The sequence below is a fragment of the Streptomyces sp. NPDC127197 genome (assembly GCF_042672405.1).
In the GTDB taxonomy this organism is placed as follows: domain Bacteria; phylum Actinomycetota; class Actinomycetes; order Streptomycetales; family Streptomycetaceae; genus Streptomyces; species Streptomyces flavusporus.
Window position 1 is genome coordinate 1 of record NZ_JBHXVG010000001.1, and the last position, 18,640, is coordinate 18,640.

Annotated in this window: 21 protein-coding genes; 11 read left to right on the plus strand and 10 right to left on the minus strand. The window is 69.2% G+C overall.

What is annotated here, in order from left to right; genetic code table 11:
- Positions 1-85: 85 nt before the first annotated feature.
- The 5 genes from ACFVJQ_RS00005 to ACFVJQ_RS00025 form a co-directional block, all read right to left on the minus strand.
- Positions 86-394 (minus strand): helix-turn-helix domain-containing protein, encoded by a 309-nt coding sequence (locus tag ACFVJQ_RS00005; RefSeq protein ID WP_385779710.1) that lies wholly within the window; start codon positions 392-394, stop codon positions 86-88.
- A 104-nt stretch (positions 395-498) separates the two neighbouring features.
- Positions 499-765, minus strand: a complete 267-nt coding sequence (locus ACFVJQ_RS00010; protein WP_385779713.1) for a type II toxin-antitoxin system RelE/ParE family toxin — start codon at positions 763-765, stop codon at positions 499-501.
- A 292-nt stretch (positions 766-1,057) separates the two neighbouring features.
- Positions 1,058-3,184, minus strand: a complete 2,127-nt coding sequence (locus tag ACFVJQ_RS00015; RefSeq protein WP_385779716.1) for a hypothetical protein — start codon at positions 3,182-3,184, stop codon at positions 1,058-1,060.
- 23 nt (positions 3,185-3,207) lie between these two features.
- A complete protein-coding gene (locus ACFVJQ_RS00020) occupies positions 3,208-3,399 on the minus strand; it encodes a DUF397 domain-containing protein (protein ID WP_385779718.1) in 192 nt (63 codons plus the stop codon).
- A gap of 10 nt (positions 3,400-3,409) precedes the next feature.
- Positions 3,410-4,261, minus strand: coding sequence for a helix-turn-helix domain-containing protein (locus tag ACFVJQ_RS00025; protein ID WP_385512532.1), 852 nt, complete (start codon positions 4,259-4,261; stop codon positions 3,410-3,412).
- Between the two features lie 204 nt (positions 4,262-4,465).
- Here ACFVJQ_RS00025 and ACFVJQ_RS00030 point away from each other — a divergent pair, with 204 nt between their 5' ends.
- The 5 genes from ACFVJQ_RS00030 to ACFVJQ_RS00050 all read left to right on the plus strand — a co-directional run bounded on the left by ACFVJQ_RS00030 (position 4,466) and on the right by ACFVJQ_RS00050 (position 7,802).
- On the plus strand, positions 4,466-4,882 hold the full coding sequence (locus ACFVJQ_RS00030; RefSeq protein ID WP_385779722.1) for an ATP-binding protein: 417 nt from the start codon (positions 4,466-4,468) through the stop codon (positions 4,880-4,882).
- A 74-nt stretch (positions 4,883-4,956) separates the two neighbouring features.
- Positions 4,957-5,118 (plus strand): hypothetical protein, encoded by a 162-nt coding sequence (locus tag ACFVJQ_RS00035; protein ID WP_385512530.1) that lies wholly within the window; start codon positions 4,957-4,959, stop codon positions 5,116-5,118.
- 7 nt (positions 5,119-5,125) lie between these two features.
- Positions 5,126-5,926, plus strand: a complete 801-nt coding sequence (locus ACFVJQ_RS00040; protein WP_385512529.1) for a prepilin peptidase — start codon at positions 5,126-5,128, stop codon at positions 5,924-5,926.
- Positions 5,927-5,998: 72 nt separating this feature from the next.
- On the plus strand, positions 5,999-7,198 hold the full coding sequence (gene mqnC, locus ACFVJQ_RS00045; RefSeq protein WP_385779727.1) for a cyclic dehypoxanthinyl futalosine synthase: 1,200 nt from the start codon (positions 5,999-6,001) through the stop codon (positions 7,196-7,198).
- Position 7,199: 1 nt separating this feature from the next.
- Positions 7,200-7,802 (plus strand): hypothetical protein, encoded by a 603-nt coding sequence (locus ACFVJQ_RS00050; protein ID WP_385779730.1) that lies wholly within the window; start codon positions 7,200-7,202, stop codon positions 7,800-7,802.
- Between the two features lie 3 nt (positions 7,803-7,805).
- On the opposite strand, the gene ACFVJQ_RS00055 is transcribed toward ACFVJQ_RS00050, so the two are convergent.
- Positions 7,806-8,822 (minus strand): chitinase, encoded by a 1,017-nt coding sequence (locus ACFVJQ_RS00055; protein WP_385779733.1) that lies wholly within the window; start codon positions 8,820-8,822, stop codon positions 7,806-7,808.
- A gap of 192 nt (positions 8,823-9,014) precedes the next feature.
- Here ACFVJQ_RS00055 and ACFVJQ_RS00060 point away from each other — a divergent pair, with 192 nt between their 5' ends.
- The 4 genes from ACFVJQ_RS00060 to ACFVJQ_RS00075 are packed head-to-tail and all read left to right on the plus strand — an operon-like array spanning position 9,015 to position 13,528.
- Positions 9,015-9,425, plus strand: a complete 411-nt coding sequence (locus ACFVJQ_RS00060) for a hypothetical protein (RefSeq protein ID WP_385512525.1) — start codon at positions 9,015-9,017, stop codon at positions 9,423-9,425.
- A gap of 19 nt (positions 9,426-9,444) precedes the next feature.
- Entirely contained in the window at positions 9,445-11,724 is a 2,280-nt protein-coding gene (locus tag ACFVJQ_RS00065) for a bifunctional polysaccharide deacetylase/glycosyltransferase family 2 protein (protein WP_385512524.1), read from the plus strand.
- A gap of 46 nt (positions 11,725-11,770) precedes the next feature.
- On the plus strand, positions 11,771-12,811 hold the full coding sequence (locus ACFVJQ_RS00070) for an acyltransferase (protein WP_385779737.1): 1,041 nt from the start codon (positions 11,771-11,773) through the stop codon (positions 12,809-12,811).
- Between the two features lie 24 nt (positions 12,812-12,835).
- Complete coding sequence (locus ACFVJQ_RS00075) at positions 12,836-13,528, plus strand: demethylmenaquinone methyltransferase (protein ID WP_385512522.1); 693 nt, start codon at positions 12,836-12,838, stop codon at positions 13,526-13,528.
- 21 nt (positions 13,529-13,549) lie between these two features.
- On the opposite strand, the gene ACFVJQ_RS00080 is transcribed toward ACFVJQ_RS00075, so the two are convergent.
- Both ACFVJQ_RS00080 and ACFVJQ_RS00085 read right to left on the minus strand, forming a co-directional pair.
- Positions 13,550-13,888 (minus strand): PASTA domain-containing protein, encoded by a 339-nt coding sequence (locus ACFVJQ_RS00080; RefSeq protein ID WP_385779740.1) that lies wholly within the window; start codon positions 13,886-13,888, stop codon positions 13,550-13,552.
- Between the two features lie 93 nt (positions 13,889-13,981).
- On the minus strand, positions 13,982-14,497 hold the full coding sequence (locus ACFVJQ_RS00085) for a GNAT family N-acetyltransferase (protein WP_385512520.1): 516 nt from the start codon (positions 14,495-14,497) through the stop codon (positions 13,982-13,984).
- 97 nt (positions 14,498-14,594) lie between these two features.
- Between ACFVJQ_RS00085 and ACFVJQ_RS00090 the strand changes: the two genes are divergently transcribed.
- Entirely contained in the window at positions 14,595-15,914 is a 1,320-nt protein-coding gene (locus ACFVJQ_RS00090; protein WP_385512519.1) for a geranylgeranyl reductase family protein, read from the plus strand.
- Here the strand turns inward: ACFVJQ_RS00090 and def are convergent, their stop codons facing one another.
- A complete protein-coding gene (gene def / locus ACFVJQ_RS00095) occupies positions 15,915-16,541 on the minus strand; it encodes a peptide deformylase (RefSeq protein ID WP_385512518.1) in 627 nt (208 codons plus the stop codon). It lies immediately after the preceding gene.
- Positions 16,542-16,716: 175 nt separating this feature from the next.
- Entirely contained in the window at positions 16,717-17,559 is an 843-nt protein-coding gene (locus ACFVJQ_RS00100) for a C40 family peptidase (protein ID WP_385512517.1), read from the minus strand.
- A gap of 713 nt (positions 17,560-18,272) precedes the next feature.
- On the opposite strand from ACFVJQ_RS00100, the gene ACFVJQ_RS00105 reads away from it, so the two are divergent.
- Positions 18,273-18,632 (plus strand): NADH-quinone oxidoreductase subunit A, encoded by a 360-nt coding sequence (locus ACFVJQ_RS00105; RefSeq protein ID WP_007383963.1) that lies wholly within the window; start codon positions 18,273-18,275, stop codon positions 18,630-18,632.
- Positions 18,633-18,640: the final 8 nt, after the last annotated feature.

Here is an 18,640-nt window from a genome sequence, read left to right on the forward strand (position 1 = left end):
GCGTCAACGTTCTGTGGGCCCTGATCCGTGACCGACGGTGCTATCAAGTCGCACCTCCAGCGACTGCAGCTGCTTGACAACGGCATTAGGAAGCGCTGTCCTCGAACCGGAACTCGGGGCTGGTACGCGGATCGATGTGCGCGCCGGCGTCCATGGCGGTCGCCAGCCGTTCGATCAGCTCGAGGGTCGGATCGACACCGCTCTCCTCGATGGACTCGATGTCCGCTTCGGACAAGCCAGCCCGACGGGCCAGCTCGGCGGTAGTCCAGCCGAGAACGGACCGCCGTTCGTAGACAGCCTGCGCGAAGTCCATACGGCGCCCGGCGGCGCGGTACGCGGGGTCCTCGCGGTGCTCGGCCGGGACCTTCCAGCCGGTGTGGTATCCGCTGCTCATCGGGCCTCCTCGTCCCTACTGTAAACGTCGTGCTCACTGGCCGGAGGGTGTTCGGCCTCGCACAGCTTCCGCGCCCGCTGCGCCCTCAGCACTTCGTCCGTCTCTCACATACGAGTCTTGCGGAAGACCGTGAGCAGAACCGCTCGCCGCCCTGGAGCGAGCCAGTAGGTGACGCGGAAGGCCCCGATACGCAGCTCCCGCAGCCCGTCGCCGAGGTGACTCGCCAAGGGAAAGGGCAAAGCAGGCCCGTCGGTGGCGAGCCGGTCGGCGAAGCGCTCGACAGCTCTGTACTCGGGCAACGGAAGCGTTTCGAGCCAGGCGCGCACCTCGGGTTCGAGTTCGATCGTGTACAGGCCGGGTGGTTCGGGCACGGGTGATCCATTCGTGTGAGGTTGTCGGTCCCCACTCAAGTGAGCTGGTCGGCGCGCTCTGGATCGGTTCCTGGAATTTCATCCGATCGGGGATCGCGCCCGACAAGTGATCTACGAGATCAGGCAGCGCTGCCCTGATCGGCTGGCTCTAGTACCACTGGCATCAGTCGGTTGTCGAGGCGCGGCAGGCGCGGGAGCGTGAGCGGCTGCGGAAGCTGCGTAAGAAGGGGAAGGACAAGAGCCGGGCGGCGACGCGACAGCGGTAGCGCCCGCCCGACCCGAGACGGGCGTGTCAGCGGGCGGTGAGCATGGCCTCCCGCACCCTTCGGACGAGCTGCGGCACCCCGTCCCGTACGGCGGCCAGTGGGCCCCCGGCCTCGTAGTACGGCACGCGTCCGTTGTCCCCGCCGGACGGGGCCGGGAGCGTCAGCAGCAGGGCCGGGACGGAACTCGGCTCGGCGATGGCCGCGTTCAGGCACCGCGTGCAGACGGGCAGCCAGCGTCGGCGGTTGCGTTCGGTGGCTGACACTCGGACGTCGCGGCGCGTCTCGGCGGGGCCGTGCAGGGGGTTTACGCCGCAGACCCGGTCCTCCACGTCACCGGCGAGCGCGGCCCGGCCCGCGCGGGCGAGGACGATCAGGGCGACCAGGGTCGCGGGGTCCGTCGTGGCTGTTGCCGTGTCTGCGAAGCGGTCCGTATCGCCGTTCACGCCCGCCAGCAGCATCGCCGCTTCCCGGCAGTCCGCCGCGCGCGTGTGGGCGGCGGAGGCGGAATCGGGCGGGTGCATCGTGAAGGACCGTTCCAGAGCGCGGAGTTCGGTGCGGGCCGTGCGTCGCAGGAACCGTGTGGACGGGGCGGACGGCTGGCTGAGGGGCAGGGACTGCGCCGGTTCCGGACTGCGCCGACGCAGTGTCCTGGCGATCATCCCCAGGGCACCGGACATGACCACGAACAGCATCATCGCCACCACGGCGCCCATGAACAGGCCGGGCCAGACCTCGCCGGAGTACAGCCGGGGCAGGGTCGTGGCCGTGCGAGGGTTCGGCGCGGGCGCCGGGTCGGAGAGGGCCTCCGGCTCCTCTGTGCGCGGGGACTTGTCGAGGTGGGTCATGAGCCGGTCGAGGCGTTCGGCCATGAGGTGGTCGTCGGCCTCTGCCGCCGCCTCGTTCCCGTACGCGATGGACTCCGGCAGGTCGAAGTAGAGGTCGATGCTGTCCAGACGTAGCCCGTGGTTGAAGACGTCGATCGTGCCGTTGAACGGGTCGGCGACGACGTACACGCCGTCCTTGCCCACACGGTGGTGCACTGCCGCCGCGAACAGTTCGGAATCGCCGGCGGATTCGTCCTCGGGCAGCTGCGGTACGAGGGCGGCGTAGACCGGGCCGCCGCCGTCCGAACGGGCGAAGGCGCGGATGCGGTCGTGCAGGCGCGCCCGCTGTCGGGCGTCCAGCAGTTGAGGGCTCTCCGGGTCGGCGTACACCGGGTCCTGCTTCAGTCCCGCCGCGACGCGGTCGGCGCGGGCGGTCAGGTCGTCCGGGGTGGGCGTCGGGGCGGCGCTCGACCTCTTCTGGTCGAAGACGGTGGGAGCGGTGGCGGCTATTGCGGCGGCCGAGACGAGGGCCACGGCAGGGACGATCCAGGCGCGTGCGCGGCGGACGGGCCGTTGCCGCGACTGCGCGCCGGGCAGGCGGCGGCGCCAACGCCGTACGTATGGGACCAGGATCAGGATCGACAGAGGTACGGCGGTCAGCGCGATACCGGTCAGGAACGACTGGTTCTCGCGGTCGCTCGGGCCGATGTACATGTCCGCCGGTTCGTTCCCGGCGTCGTACTTCTCACGTGCCGCCTCCGCCCGATCGGCGGCCCTCTCGGGGCCCTGCGCGACGACTTCCGCAAAGCGTTGGAAGCTGCGCAAAGGGCCTGCGTCGTAAGGCAGTTCATAGAGAGAGACGGTCACCGCGTCGTCGGTCGGCGCGCGCACGCCGTAGGCGGCGGCATCCGTGACGCCCGACTCGTCGATCAGTACGTACAGTCCGTCCCGCCCGAGGCGGTCGTGCACCGCGTCCAGCAGTGTTCGGCCGCCTGTGCTCCAGAGGGGGAGTACGAGGACGTACGTGGGAACTCCGGTGCGCTCGGCGAGTCCGGCGAACGCGGGAGCCGTGGATCGGGGTATCTCGCGCGGCAGTTGGTCGGTGACGTAGACCGGATCTTCGCGCAGATGTGATGCCAGATGGGTGGCCTGCGTATTGACGGAAGGGTCTGCGGCGTGGGCTGGGGCGGCCGCGGCGACCAGGAGGGTGAGGACAGCGACGGCGAGAGTGGCTCGTACGGCTGCCTGGAGTCTTCGCATCGTGGCCCAGCCGGGGGTCGGGTCCTTGTCCAGGTCGAGTATGTGCCAGTCCGTCGGCCTGTGGGACACGCGTTAACCCCGTACGTGCGTTCCTATAGTTGGTCGGCCTTGAGGGTATCGAGGAACGCCGTGAAGGTTGCGGCAGGGAAGGTGAGGGTGCCGTGGGTGGGGTGCTTGGAGTCGCGTATGGCTACTTGGGTGTGCAGGTTCGCGACTTCCACGCAGGTGTTGCCATCGCCTCCCTCGGAGTAGGAGGACTTCTTCCAGTGGCGGGGGTCTGTCACGCCTGGTGCCTCACAGTTCCTTCGTCAAACGGTGGATGAAGTCCCGCGACTGGGCGGGACTAAGTGCTGCCTTCTCCACCTTACGGAAGAGCGTTCGGAAGCGGTCCAGTTGGGATTCGGCATCCAGGAATGCGGTTCCGCTAGGTGAGTCGCGAAGCACCGTGTCCAGTCGAGGCAGTGGGCCGCCCACATGCAACATGGCTGCGCTTGCGCCGGCGAATCCGTCTGTGTCGAAGGGGATGACGCGCACCGTGACGTGCCCCCGCTCCATCTCACGCAGGATCTCGTGGAGTTGGGCCAAGGTCACCTTGCGACCAGCCACGCGGATACGCAGGGCGGCTTCGTGGACGATGGTTTCGTACGGGGCAGGGGAGTCCCCTTCGACCACAGCCCTCCGTTTCATCCGGTGCTCGATCCGCGGAGTCAGCTCGCTCTCGGGCAGCTCCGGGACCATGTAGCCGAAGACCGCGCGGGCGTAGTCCGGCGTTTGCAACAGCCCCGGTACGTGCGTGATCACGACCTCGCGCAGGAACGTCGCGTGATGCTCCAACTCGGCGACATCCAGGAACACCGGAGGCAGGATGCCCCGGAACTCCTCCCACCACCCCGCCGTACGGTCGGTGGCCATCGCCACCAGGGCGTCGATCAGGGGTTCGTCGGCGCAGGCGTAGTGGGCGGCCAAGCGGCGCACCCGCTCCTCGCTGACTCCGGCGAAGCCCGCTTCTACTTGGCTCATTTGGGCCGACGTCGAGCTGAGCAGCCCCGCCACTTCGCGGGCCTTCAGTCCGGCGGCCTCCCGAAGTCTGCGCAGTTCGGTGCCCAGGCGTACCTGTCGTGCGGTTGGTTGGCTCCTTGGTGCCATGCGCCCTCCGGACTGAACTCGCCTGTTTCTGCGCCACTTTCGAGTGTCAGGTTACGACAACGGCTTGCGTGAGGAAAAATTTTTGCTCTACGGTCGGTGATGTAACGCACACGCAGCGGAAGTGCACCGCTCCGCCCTGCCATGACGGGTGCGGCAATGACACCGCCTGCGTCGCAACTTCCCTGCGCCGAACGGAGCTCACCCATGCCCGACAACGAAACCGCCGCCCCTTGGGAGTACACCCTGTACATCCCTCACGATCCCCGCGCCGTCACCGTCTGTCGCCGTACCCTCCGGCTGATCCTCACCATGCACGGCCTCATCCGCCTCACCGACACGGCCGAGTTGCTCGCGACGGAGCTGGTCGCCAACGCCGTACTGCGCACCAAGGGGCCCGCCGCTCTGCGTGTGCGGTGGGCGGCGGGGGTGTTGCGGATCGGGGCGTGGGACGCGGATCCTGCGCCGCCCGATCCGCCGGCGCCGGTGGAATCCCTCGCCGAAGCGGAGCGCGGCCGCGGGCTGGCTCTCGTCCGCGCCTGCGCCGACCTGTGGGGGTGGCAGCCGCTGGCCAGGGAGGGCAGTCGCGGCAAGTACGTGTGGTGCGACCTCGTCGCGGCGTAGTTCGTTGATCGTCCCCGGCGATGACGCATGGTTAGGGACCAGGCGCCGCTGCCATACTTCGGCTGTGGAACGAGTTGCTGCGCGCCACCCACGCCACCGACGACCTCGCACGGCTCCAGGCCCTCGCCGCCGACCTGGTCGGCCGCAGCGGGGCGCGCGGACTGCCGGCGCGCACCGAGGCGCTCCTCGACGAGCTGCTCCCGACCTGGCGCAACGGCGTCGCCGCGGCGGGATGAGCGGGGCGTGAGCGGGTCCGTGCTGGTCGCCTGCGCGGCCGTGTGGGGAGCGGCGGCCGGCGTGCTGCTGCCGCGGGCCGCGTATCGGTTCTCCGTGCCGTCCGAGGAGGACTGGCGGGAGCGGTGCCCGGGCGGGCATGCCATCCGGGGGTGGATCGGGTGGGCGCGGTGCGCGGAATGTACGGCGGACCCGTCCTCCACCGGTCCCAGCGCTCACCTCATGGAGTCGTACAGCTCCAGTGCCCCTCTCCCGGCGACCCCACCACCTTCGTACGGCCCCAACACCCCCCTCCTCGCCACAGTCACCGCCCTCCTCTGCGCCGCCCTCGCCGCCGTCACCGGCTCCCGGCCCGAACTCGGCGTCTGGCTGCTGATCGTGCCCGTCGGTGTGCTGCTCGCGGTCGTCGACCTGCGGGTGCAGCGGCTGCCCGATGTGCTCACCCTGCCCCTCGCGGCCACCGCCCTCGTCCTGCTCGGCCTGGTCGCGCTGCTGCCCGGGCACGCCGGCGACTGGACGACCGCCCTGCTCGGTGCCCTCGCGCTCGGCGCCGGATACTTCGTCCTCTTCCTGATCAACCCCAGCGGCATGGGCTTCGGCGATGTGAAGCTGGCGCTCGGGGCGGGGGCGGTGCTCGGGTGGTACGGGTGGCAGGCCGTGCTGCTCGGGACCTTCGCGGGGTTCGTGTTCGGGGCGCTGTACGGGGGTGCCCTCGTCGTCGTACGGAAGGCGGGGCGCAAGACGGCGATTCCGTTCGGGCCGTTTCTGCTCGCCGGGGCGTATACCGGCCTGCTCGTGGGCGCGGCCTGACGGCAACGCGGGAAAACGGCTGGCGTAGGCTGGTTCAGTCCGTCCACAACCCTTGACGAAAGGGACGCTTCGGTGACCGAGAAGGCCGACCTCCAGTCTGTGCTCGACCGTGCCGCGGCCGGCGGACGGATCACCCCCGAAGAAGCCCTCGACCTCTACCGCGACGCGCCCCTGCACGCACTGGGTTCCGCCGCCGACGCCGTACGCCGCCGCCGTTACGCCGGCGTCGAGCACATCGCGACGTACATCATCGAGCGGAACATCAACTACACGAACGTCTGCGTCACGGCGTGCAAGTTCTGCGCCTTCTACGCGCCGCCGAAGGACACGGCGAAGGGCTGGACGCGCGACCTGGACGACATCCTGCGCCGGTGCGCGGAGACCGTCGAGCTCGGCGGTACGCAGATCATGTTCCAGGGCGGTCACCACCCGGACTACGGCGTGGAGTACTACGAGAAGCATTTCTCGGCCATCAAGAAGGAGTTCCCGCAGCTCGTCATCCACAGCCTGGGGGCGAGCGAGGTCGAGCACATGGCGAAGATCTCGGGCGTGTCCGTGGAGGAGGCCATCCGGCGGATCAACGCCGCCGGCCTCGACTCCTTCGCCGGCGCCGGTGCCGAGCTGCTCCCCGAGCGGCCGCGCAAGGCCATCGCCCCGCTGAAGGAGAGCGGCGAGCGCTGGCTGGAGATCATGGAGACGGCGCACAACCTCGGTGTCGAGTCCACGTCGACGATGCTCATGGGCACCGGCGAGACCAACGCCGAGCGGATCGAGCACCTGCGGATGATCCGTGACGTACAGGACCGCACGGGCGGCTTCCGCGCCTTCATCCCGTACCTCTACCAGCCGCAGAACAACCACCTGAAGGGCCGCACGCAGGCCACCATCTTCGAGTACCTGCGGATGATCGCGATCGCCCGTCTCTTCCTCGACAACGTCGCCCACATCCAGGGCTCCTGGCTGACCACCGGCAAGGACGCCGGCCAGCTGACGCTGCACTACGGCGCGGACGACCTCGGCTCGATCATGCTGGAGGAGAACGTCGTCTCGGCGGCCGGTGCCAAGCACCGCTCCAACCTGCTGGAAATGATCGAGATGATCCGTACGGCGGACCGCGTCCCGGCCCAGCGCTCCACGACGTACGAGCACCTCGTCGTCCACGACGACCCGGCGAACGACCCCGTCGACGACCGCGTCATGTCCCACATCTCGTCCACGGCGATCGAGGGCGGCACGGCTCATCCCGAGTTGAAGCTGCTCGCTTCCAACTGAGTTGCTGACACTGCACGCCGACTCCAGGGGCCAATGCCTGGCCGTGCGCGGTGAGTGGATCGCCGCCGTCGGCACCCTGGAGGAACTCCTCGCCGCGCATCCGCAGGCGCGGGTGCGGCAGTGGCCCGGCATTCTCACCCCGGGGCTGGTCAACCTGCACGGGCCCGAGCTGCTGGAGCAGGCCTACCACCCGGACCCGCGCGAGGCCGACACCCTCGGCACCGAACCGCTGACCGGGGACGCGCTCGCCGCGCTCCCCATGGACGAGGCCCGCTGGGGGGCCAGCGCCCGGCGCGGGGTGCAGCGGATGCTGGCGAACGGGACGGTCGCGGTGGCGGGGGAGCTGCGCAACCGGGTCGTGGTGGCTGCCGTACGGCGGTCCGGGATCGGGGTGGTGGGGCGGCTCGGGGTGCCTGGGGGAGTGCCCGCGCTCGATCCGTTCGCCTCCGGGGTGCCGGTGGAGTTTCCGCCGGAGCGGGAGAGCGGGTCCGCCGCACGGTTCGCCGTGTTCGACGTACGGGACGAGGACGAGCTGGCCGAGCGCGGGGGCGGGAGCTGTGTGGCCACGGTGGTGGCGGGGCGGATCGTCTACCGCCGCCGATAGCGGTCAGCCGGCGAATGCCTCCCCGAAGGCCCCCGAACTCTGTTCCACCCCGCTGCAGTTGGTCGACGCGTCGTCCTGCGCCGCGTCCTCGTCCGCACACTGCCGGTCGCGGAACGTCGACCACATCGACACCCAGGCGATCCCCTTCTCCTCCGCGAACTCCCGTACCTGGACGGCGTCTTGGAGCGTGAACGTCTCATTGTCGACGTCGTTCACGCCGATCATCGAGGTGAGCGCCATGCCCTGCCAGGCGGCGGAGTCGGACAGGCCGAAGATGTCGGCCAGTTGGTCGTGGGCGGCCGTGGCGGACTGTTCGGCGTAGCCGCCCATGTCGCCGGTGTAGGAGCTGCCGTAGTTCATGGTCATGAGGTTGACCGTGGAGACCTGGACTTGGTGGTCGTTGGCCGATTCGAGCAGGGCGACGCTGTCGTCGTCCAGGCCGGACGGCATCACCGGGAGCGTGAACGACACCTCCAGGTCCGGCCGTTCCTCCTGCAGCGCCGCGATCGCCTCCGACCGCAGGGCGACCGAGTCGGAGTCGGTCAGCTCGTCGCCCTCGATGTCGAAGTCGGCCCGGGTGGCACCGGCCGCGTCCAGTGCATCGGCGTATGCCTGCGCCAGCTCCTGCGCGCTGTCACAACTCGCCGCCAGTTCCTTGCCGGAGGCGCCGCCGAAGGAGACGCGTACGTCGGCGCCGGACTCCGTCAGCCGGGAGATGCGGGACGTCACCGTCGAGTCGTCGATGGCGTGGGTGCCGTTCCACTCGGGTGTGCAGTCGCTGCCGTCCGAGATCACGAAGGCCAGGTTGTACGTCGCCGGGGAGCCGGCCGCGTCGTTGTCGGAGGCGGTCGTGGCACTGACGTACGGGGCGTACGAGGTGGTGGAGGCGGCCGACTGCGACGGCGACGTGGGTGCCGCCGGGGCCGCGTCGGAGGAGCTGCTGGAGCCCGCCGAGCATCCTGCCGTTGCCAGGGCAAACAGACAGGTGAGCCCGGCGACCGGCTTCAGGAAACTCCTCATGGCGCATGTACCCGCTCTCGTGGTGTCCGATTTCCGAATCCGAAATCTCTCACACGGGATTGGCGTTTTGTGGTGGTATATCCGGGCGTCCGGGAATTCTCTCAGGGAACGGACAGGCTGGGGCCTTTCTCATGGCTGTCTCACATGCAGACCAGAGAGAAGCGCACATAAAGGCTCCCTACTCTCCGGGGAATGCATTCCGAGCCTGCCATCGAAAACCGCGCCGCTCCGCGCGGTCGCCGTCGCAAACGCGGCAACGGGTCCGCCTCCGCCCCCGGCTCCGCAGCGGGACCCGTGTTCGTTGACAACTCCGGGCGCCGGGCCAGGCTGCTGCGCCGGATCGGACTCCTTCTCGGCGTCGCCTGCCTCGGCTACGCGGTCGTGCTCGGCGCGGCCTTCATGGGCTGGGGCACCTCGCTGAACCCGTCCTCGCTGCTGCCCTTCGCGGGCGGGGCGAACGGCCAGGGTGATCCCGCCCCGCAGGGCGGTCCCGGCAACGGAGCGGTCCCGCCCGGCGGCACTCCGTCCGCGCCGCCCTCGGGCGCCGCAGTCCCGTCCCCGCCCCCGACCTCGTCCGCGTCGGCCGTCGCCGCCGCCAACTGACCGGAACGCACCCACCCTCATGACGACGACTTCCCCACGCGGGCGCCGGCGCGCCCCCACCCGTATCGAGCGGGCGGCCGGCCGGGCCGCGGCCCTGCAGAAACCGCGTGTCATCCTCGCCCTGCTGCTCCTGCTCGCGCTGACCAGCATCATGCTGCTCGACGGCTATCTGCGCGCCGAGGTCGGCGGCGACCAGCGCGTGCGCACCGGGGCCAGCTCGAGCGAGGTCCCCGACGACGTCCTGAACGGCGGGCCGATCCTCACCTTCCGGGGCGGTCAGGCGACCACCGTCTCCGTCCCGGACAAGACGATCGCGCTGACCTTCGACGACGGCCCGAACCCGACCTGGACGCCCCAGGTCCTGGAAATCCTTCAGGAGTACGACGTCCCGGCCACGTTCTTCGTGGTCGGCTCGATGGTGTCGCGCTACCCGGGCATCGTCGAGGACATGGTCGAGCAGGGCAACGAGGTGGGCATCCACACCTTCACCCACGTCGACCTCTCCTACCAGAGCGACGCCCGAGTCGAGCGCGAGATGCAGCAGACGCAGCTCGCCCTGGCGGGTGCGGCCGGCATCACGACCACGCTGTTCCGTGCCCCGTACTCCTCGGAGACGGACGCCGTCGACAACTACAGCTGGCCCGTCTACCGGAAGCTCGGCGAGGACGGTTACACCAGCGTCTTCATCGACACCGACAGCGACGACTGGAAGCGGCCGGGCGTCTCGCAGATCATCAAGGGCGCCACGCCGGAGAGCGGTGAGGGTGCGTCGGTGCTGTTCCACGACGCGGGCGGTGAGCGCTCGCAGACGATCAAGGCGCTGCCGGCGTACATCAAGAAGATGAAGGCGAAGGGGTACACCTTCACCACGATCAGCGGCGTCATGCAGGAGCAGGACGCCGCTGGTCAGGCGGCGAACCAGCCGGCCGGCGGACAGCCTTCGGGTGCCCCGGGCGTGGCCGGTGCCCAGGCCGGTGCCGCACCCGGCGGTCTCCAGGCCGCCCACCGCACCGCCACCGGCGCCACCCTCTACGAGGGCAAGGCCCTCGTCGCGGCCGTCGCCGTCGCCGAGTGGACGGTCCCGGGCCTTGCGGTCGGGCTGGCCGTGGTCGGCTGCGCGGTCATGGGCCGGTTCGGCATGATGCTGCTGCTCGCCCGGCGCCACTACCGGCAGCGCAACAGACGCCGGTTCAGCTGGGGACCGCCGGTCACCGAACCGGTGAGCGTGATCGTCCCGGCGTACAACGAGAAGGAGTGCATCGCCAACACCCTCAGGTCGCTGGCGCAGAGCACGCATCCCATCGAGATCATCGTCGTCGACGACGGTTCGACGGACGGTACGTCCGAGATCGCGCGCAGTGCGGCCCACGAGCTCGGCATGACGAACGTCCGGGTCATCCGGCAGGAGAACGCGGGCAAGCCGGCGGCGTTGAACAACGGTGTCCGCAGCGCCAGTCACGACATCGTCGTGATGATGGACGGCGACACCGTCTTCGAAGCCGACACCGTACGGCAGCTGGTGCAGCCCTTCGCCGACCCCGGCGTCGGCGCCGTCGCGGGCAACGCCAAGGTCGGCAACCGCAACACCGTCATCGGCGCCTGGCAGCACATCGAGTACGTGATGGGCTTCAACCTCGACCGGCGGATGTACGACCTGCTGCGCTGCATGCCGACCATCCCCGGCGCGATCGGCGCGTTCCGCCGGGGCGCGGTGCTCGAGGTCGGGGGGATGAGCGAGGACACCCTCGCCGAGGACACCGACATCACCATCGCCATGCACCGCGCGGGCTGGCGGGTCGTCTACCAGGAGCACGCCAAGGCCTGGACGGAGGCGCCGGGTTCGCTGAAGCAGCTGTGGTCGCAGCGGTACCGGTGGTCGTACGGCACGATGCAAGCCCTCTGGAAGCACCGCAGGTCCCTCACGGACACGGGCCCTTCGGGCCGCTTCGGCCGCGTGGGCATGCCGCTCGTGGTCGTCTTCCAGATCATCACGCCCGTCTTCGCCCCACTGATCGACGTCTTCACCGTCTACTCGATGATCTTCATCGACTTCAGGGCGGCACTGCTCGCATGGCTGGCAGTGCTGGGCATCCAGCTGCTCTGTGCGGCGTACGCCTTCCGCCTGGACCGTGAGAAGTACCGCTACCTGCTGATGATGCCGCTGCAACAACTGGCCTACCGCCAGATGATGTACCTCGTCCTCATCCACTCCTGCATCACCGCCCTCACCGGCGGCCGCCTGCGCTGGCAGAAGCTGAAGCGGACGGGCGAGGTGGGGACACCGGCGGGGGCGGGCTGAGGTGGGCTCGCATCGCAAGGGCCGTCCGATTGCTGCGGCTGCCGCTGTGGGCAGCGGTGCCAGGGACCGCTACTTCGACACCCTCCGTGCCGCCGCCCTCATCCGCGTCGTCACCTACCACGCCTTCGGCTGGCCCTGGGCGGGCATGGTCTTCCCCTCGATGGGGGTCATGTTCGCCCTGGCCGGCACCCTGATGGCGAAGTCCCTGGAACGCCCCGCCCTGACGGTCATCAGGAGCCGCGTCCGAAGACTGCTCCCGCCCTTCTGGTTCTGGGGCTTCTTCGTGGTCGTCGCGATGCTGATCCACGACTGGATGCCGGGATGGCAGATCGTCTACTGGATCGTTCCGCTCGGAGACCCGCCGGGCAACACGTGGGGCATGCAGGCGTACGAGATCCTCTGGTACCTGCGGACGTACCTCTGGTTCGTCCTCCTCTCCCCGTTTCTGCTGCGGGTGTTCCGGCTCGCGCCGGTGCCCGTGCTGCTGCTGTCCCTCGTCCCCGTCGCGGTGTTCGAGTTCGCTTGGCAGCCGCCCGACGACCGGCTGGGCAGCGCGCTCACCGACCTGGCGACGTACCTCTTCTGCTGGCTCCTCGGTTTCGCGCACCGCGACGGCGTCCTGCAGCGGATGAAACCGGCCGTGGTGGTCGTCCTGTCGCTCGCCGCGCTCGGCTACGGCGGCTGGTACGCCGTCACGCACCAGGCCGACTACGGCACCTACGACCTGGACGAGATCCCGCTCGCGCAGGCCTTCTGGTCGGCGGGATTCGTGACGCTGCTGATGTGGGCGAAAGCCCGCTTCCGGATCGACTTCGCCGGGCTCCCCCGGTTCCGCCGGCTCGACCGGATCGTGACGGTCTTCAACGCGCGCGCGGTGACCGTCTACCTGTGGCACGAGATCGCCCTGATCCTCGCCGTCCCGCTGATCGACCAGTTCTGGAAGGTGCCCGCGTTCGAGGCGTACCTGCCGCTGGAGAGCCAGTGGTTCCTGTTCGGCGTGGGATGGGTGCTGATCGCCGGCTTCGTGCTGCTGTGCGGGTGGGTGGAGGACGTGGCGGCGCGGAAGAAGCCCAGACTCCTCCCGTGAACGCGGGCTGCAAGAATGGGGCCCGTGACCCGCGCATCCCTGAACAAGCAGCCGCACGAAGTCGCCTCGATGTTCGACGACGTCGCGGAACGGTACGACCTGACGAACGACGTGCTGTCGCTCGGCCAGGACCGGGTGTGGCGCAGGGAGGTCGCGAAGGCGGTCGACGCCCGGCCCGCACAGAAGGTCCTGGACCTGGCCGCTGGTACGGCGACCTCCTCGCTGCCCTTCACGCGGGCGGGCGCGTATGTCGTCCCCTGCGACTTCTCCCTCGGCATGCTCCAGGTCGGCAAGCAGAAACACCCCTGGCTGCCGCTGACGGCGGGCGACGCGACGCGGCTGCCCTTCAGGGACGACGTGTTCGACGCCGTCACCATCTCCTTCGGGCTGCGCAACGTACAGGACACGGACGCCGCGCTGCGCGAGATGTACCGGGTGACCCGGCCGGGCGGGCGTGTCGTGATCTGCGAGTTCTCGCATCCGACCTGGGAGCCGTTCCGCAAGGTGTACACCGAGTACCTGATGCGGGCGTTGCCGCCGGTCGCCCGGGCGGTGTCGTCGAACCCGGAGGCGTACGTCTACCTCGCCGAGTCCATCCGCGCCTGGCCCGACCAGCCCGCGCTGGCCGAACGGCTGCGCAAGGCCGGCTGGTCGAGGGTGGCGTGGCGGAACCTCACGGGTGGAGTCGTGGCGCTGCACCGGGGGTTCAAGGCCTGAAACCACCTTCGGGGCGGGCGCTCACCGGATCACCTCGAACGCATGCCCCGGTGCGTCCAGCTCGCGTTGCAGCCCGCCCCCGGGCGGCTTCGGCAGGCGCGGTTCGCGGACGCCCGCGCCACCGCCGCCCCCGCCCTCGCCGAAGTCGAACCACACGGTGACGACGGCACCGCGGGGCACCTCGACGCCGGGCAGCGGGTACTGCCGTACGACGTAGTCGACGACGGTGAGATGGAAGTCGGGCCGGTCGGGCGCGGCGAGCAGCACTCCGTGTGTCTCGGCCGTCTCGCGGGCGTCCACGGCCATCAGTCCGACGAACTTGGGCACGCGCACTTCGGGCGTCTTGGGTGTGATGCGCACAGATGTCACCCCCCAGCGGTACTGGAAGGGTAACCGCCCGGGGTGCGGTCCGGAAGCGTCAAGTGGCTTTCTGTAGCTGGCCGTTACAGTCTGTCACATCTGCCGCAGCTCAAGTCGGTAGCAGTGCCCCAGCAGATCCGACTCGGGGCTGGTGAAGGTCTCGGCGAGGTGCATGCCCAGCCGCTGGGTGACCGCGATCGACCGGGTGTTGCGCGCGTTGACCATCGCCACCACGCTGCCCACGCCCGTCGCGCGCACCCGCTCCAGCGTCATCTGCGCGGCTGCGGTGACGTACCCCCGGCCCCAGTGCTCCCGCCCCAGCCGCCAGCCGATCTCGATCTCACCCTTCGGGCCCCACTCCCGCGGCCACGGCTGCGCGCCGGTGAAGCCGATGACCCGGTCCTCCGCGTCGAGCATCGTCCACAGACAGAAGCCCAGCTCGGCATCGTGCTTGCGCTGACGGGCGGTGAGCTCCTCGTAGACGGACAGGTCGGCGGACTTGCCGCCGTGGAACTCCATGACGTCCGGGTGGTCGAAAACCCGGTGCCACGCCACGGCGTCCTCGTCGGTGGGGACACGCAGCCGTACCACGGGGAGAGCTCGGTTCACTGGGTATCCCTTCAGCCGGTTGATCAATTCTGCTGCATAGACTGCCCATGTCCAGTGCCGGTCGGCACACAGTTTCCGAACTTGGGGAGATCCAGCCGTGACCGCCGTGACCGAGCCCCACTCCCAGCCCGTCTCCGAGCCCTTCTCCGAGAACACCGCCGATGTGATCGTCGTGGGCGCGGGACCGGCCGGCTCCACGACGGCGTACTACCTCGCCAAGGCCGGACTCGACGTACTGCTCCTGGAGAAGACCGAGTTCCCGCGGGAGAAGGTCTGCGGCGACGGCCTCACCCCACGCGCCACCAAGCAGCTCGTGGCGATGGGCATCGACATCTCCGAGGAGGCCGGCTGGCTGCGCAACAAGGGGCTCAGGATCATCGGCGGCGGTGTGCGGCTGCAGCTGGACTGGCCGGATCTCGCCTCCTTCCCCGACTACGGCCTCGTCCGCAAGCGCGACGACTTCGACGAGCAGCTCGCCCGGCAGGCCCAGAAGGCGGGGGCGCGCCTGTACGAGCGCTGCAACGTCGGCGCTCCGGTCATCGACGACCGCACCGGCCGCATCACCGGCGTGCACGCCAAGCTCGGTGAGGAGAAGCGCGAGGTCACCTTCCATGCGCCGCTCGTGGTGGCCGCCGACGGCAACTCCACCCGCCTCTCCCTCGCGATGGGCCTGCACCGCCGCGAGGACCGGCCGATGGGCGTCGCGGTCCGTACGTACTTCACCTCCCCGCGCCACGAGGACGACTACCTGGAGTCCTGGCTGGAGCTGTGGGACCGCCGCGGTCCCGGCGAGGACCGGCTGCTCCCCGGCTACGGCTGGATCTTCGGCATGGGCGACGGCACGTCCAATGTGGGCCTCGGCGTGTTGAACACCTCCGACTCCTTCAAGGAGCTGGACTGGCGGGAGGTGCTGAAGGCGTGGTGCGCGTCCATGCCCGAGGAATGGGGCTACACGCCCGACAACATGACCGGGCCCATTCGCGGGGCGGCGTTGCCGATGGCTTTCAACCGCCAGCCCCACTACACGAAGGGGCTGCTGCTGGTCGGCGACGCCGGCGGCCTGGTGAACCCCTTCAACGGTGAGGGCATCGCCTACGCCATGGAGTCCGGTCAGATCGCCGCCGACGTCATCGTCCAGGCGCACGCGCGGGCCACGCCGGCCCAGCGGGAGGCCGCGCTCCAGCGCTACCCGCGCGTGCTCAAGGACACCTACGGCGGCTACTACACCCTCGGCCGCGCCTTCGTGAAGCTCATCGGCAACCCGAAGGTCATGAAGATCGCGGCCCAGCGCGGCCTCACGCACCCCATGCTCATGAGGTTCACCCTGAAGCTGCTCGCCAACCTCACCGACCCGACGGGCGGCGACGCGATGGACCGGATCATCAACGGGCTGAGCAAGGTCGCCCCGAAGGCCTGATCAGCCGCTCAACGCGGCCGCCTTGGCGACCCGGCGGGCAAACACCTCCTCCCGCCGGTCCGCCACCTGCCGCAGCGCCGCTTTCCGCTCCCGGCTGGAGAGCCGGTCCAGGTACACGTGCCCGTTGACGTGATCGGTCTCGTGCGCGAGGCAGCGGGCGAAGTACCCGGTCCCCTCGATCACCAGCGGCCGGCCCTCCTGGTCGTACCCGCGGACGACGGCCCGGTCCGGACGCGCTACGTCCATCACCGCGCCCGGCACCGACAGACATCCCTCGCTCTCGTCGAGCAGCCGTCGCCCGGCCGGGTCGAGCGGTTCCAGCACCGGGTTGACGATGTGTCCGACATGTCGGACACCTTCGTCGTCCGGGCAGTCGTACACGAACAGGCGCAAATCGACACCGGCTTGGTTCGCGGCGAGCCCCGCCCCGTCGGCGATGTACATGGTGAGGAACATGTCGTCGATGAGGGCGGCGAGGTCGGGTCCGAACTCGGTGACGTCCCGGCACGGCTTGTGCAGGACCTCCTCACCGACCTCGGTGATCCGCCGCACCTTGCCGCGCCGGGCCTCGGGCGCGAGCGGGGGATACGAGTCGACGGGCCGTCCCTGCACGAAGACGCTCGGCATCGCTGTCTCTCCTTCTGTTGACCGGTGTGTGAGGTGCTGCAGGTGGCCGGCAATCGGCCTTCCGGCCGTTGCCGCCCGTCCCTGCCCTCCCGCACCCATGACAACAGAACAGGCAGACGGAAGGGCCGCTGCCCCCGAGCGGCTGCGGCCCTTCCGTACGTCGATGTGCCCTGCGTCAGAGCACGCGCACCGCGCCCGACGCCGGGTAGCCGGAGAGGTCCTGGATGACGACGCCCTTGGAGGGGTTGGCCGCGTCCAGGTACTGGCCGTTCCCGATGTACACACCCGTGTGGTACGCCGAACCCTTGCCGCCCCAGTACAGGATGTCGCCGACCTGGATGTCGGACAGGGGGATGTCGGTGCCCACCATCGACTGGTCCTGCGACACGCGGGGGAGGTCCACGCCGACCTGCTTGAAGGCGGCCTGGACGAGGCTGGAGCAGTCCCAGGCGTTGGGGCCGGTGGCGCCCATGACGTAGGCGTCGCCCACCTGTGCCTGGAGGAAGGAGATGACCGTCGCGACGCTGCCGCTGGCCGGCGCGGACGCCGTCGTGGACGTGGAGGCCTCGGCGGTCGTGGAGAGGGTGGCCCGCTCGGCGTCGCGCGCGGCACGCTCGGCGGCGGCCTGCCGTGCTTCCTCCGCGGCCTTCTTGCGGGCCTCGGCCTTCTTCTTGGCCTCCGCGAGGTCGGCCTTGGCCTCCTTGGCGGCCTGGGCGGCGGCCGCGTCACGCTCGGCCTGCAGCTCATAGTTCGCGGCCGCCTGCTGGGTGACGTCCGCGGACTGGGCGACCTGGACGGACAGGTCGGCCGTCAGAGTGGGCAGTTCGAGCGTCTGCGTCACCGGCTCGGCGGCATTCGCCGAAGCCGACGCACCCGCCACTGCCACGGTGCTGAGGATGCCACCGGCAACTCCGGCCCGCATCGCGAGCGTCGAGGCGCTGCGCGGGCGGGGTTTTCGGTGGCTTCGTATGTGAGCGGTGTGGGACATGGGAACAACCGGTATCAGGGGCTCCTCCATACCTTCAAGGAACGTGTGGTGCGCCACAGTTGTTCAACCGGCACCCGAAACCCTGGCGTTACTTTCCTTATTGACGCCGTAACGGACATTGCGGACGCGGCCCATCAAGCCTGTGATCATGGGCTTTCTTCGTTTGGTCCGAATTGCCCCCCGCTTACCACTCGTTGGGGTGGTTGGCCAAGCCTCCTTCTTGGGCGCCTCTCATGGATGTGACGGAGGTCACGGAACGGTCACCGCGGCCGCGGCGTCTGCCGCGCGCATCCGCCCGTGGCGCTCGTGAACGCGTGCACGCGTCCACACCGCGGCGCCCTCCTCCCTCTGATGTGTGAACGCCGCCCACTATCAGGACGCAACGTCCATCGCCAATTTGCATGCAGCGGAAGTCTCTTGATATTGAGACGACCCCTCCGAGCTGCGCAGACGAGCAGAAATGTCACGTCTGGTGATCACTTGAACGCTTCATGTACGAAGATCGCCGCTCATCCGACTTCATGATCCTTCATCAGGTGGTGGAGATCACAAAGCTTGTGGAATACCCCGTGTCGCAGATCACAGAGCGGCGGGCATAAGATGCGAGGCAGTTGGGCTTGTGACCTGCTTCACATGTTCTCGATCTTCGCCGGGACGAGCGGGGTTCGTGGGGCCGGTGAGGCAGGCGTGAAGCCCGATGCAAACCGCCAGCAGTCAGTGCCGACTGAGAGGAGCGAGGAGCGGTGAACGCGTATGCGCCCATCCTCGTACTGGGAGCCCTCGGGGCAGGCTTTGCGATCTTCTCCGTGGTCATGGCCACGCTGATCGGTCCGAAGCGGTACAACCGGGCCAAGCTCGAGGCTTATGAGTGCGGTATCGAGCCGACCCCCACGCCGGCCGGTGGCGGGCGCTTCCCCATCAAGTACTACCTGACGGCGATGCTCTTCATCGTCTTCGACATCGAGATCGTCTTCCTCTACCCCTGGGCCGTCACGTTCGACGCCCTGGGGGTGTTCGGGCTCGTGGAGATGCTGCTCTTCGTGCTCACCGTCTTCGTCGCGTACGCGTACGTGTGGCGGCGCGGCGGCCTGGAATGGGACTGAGGGGCCTT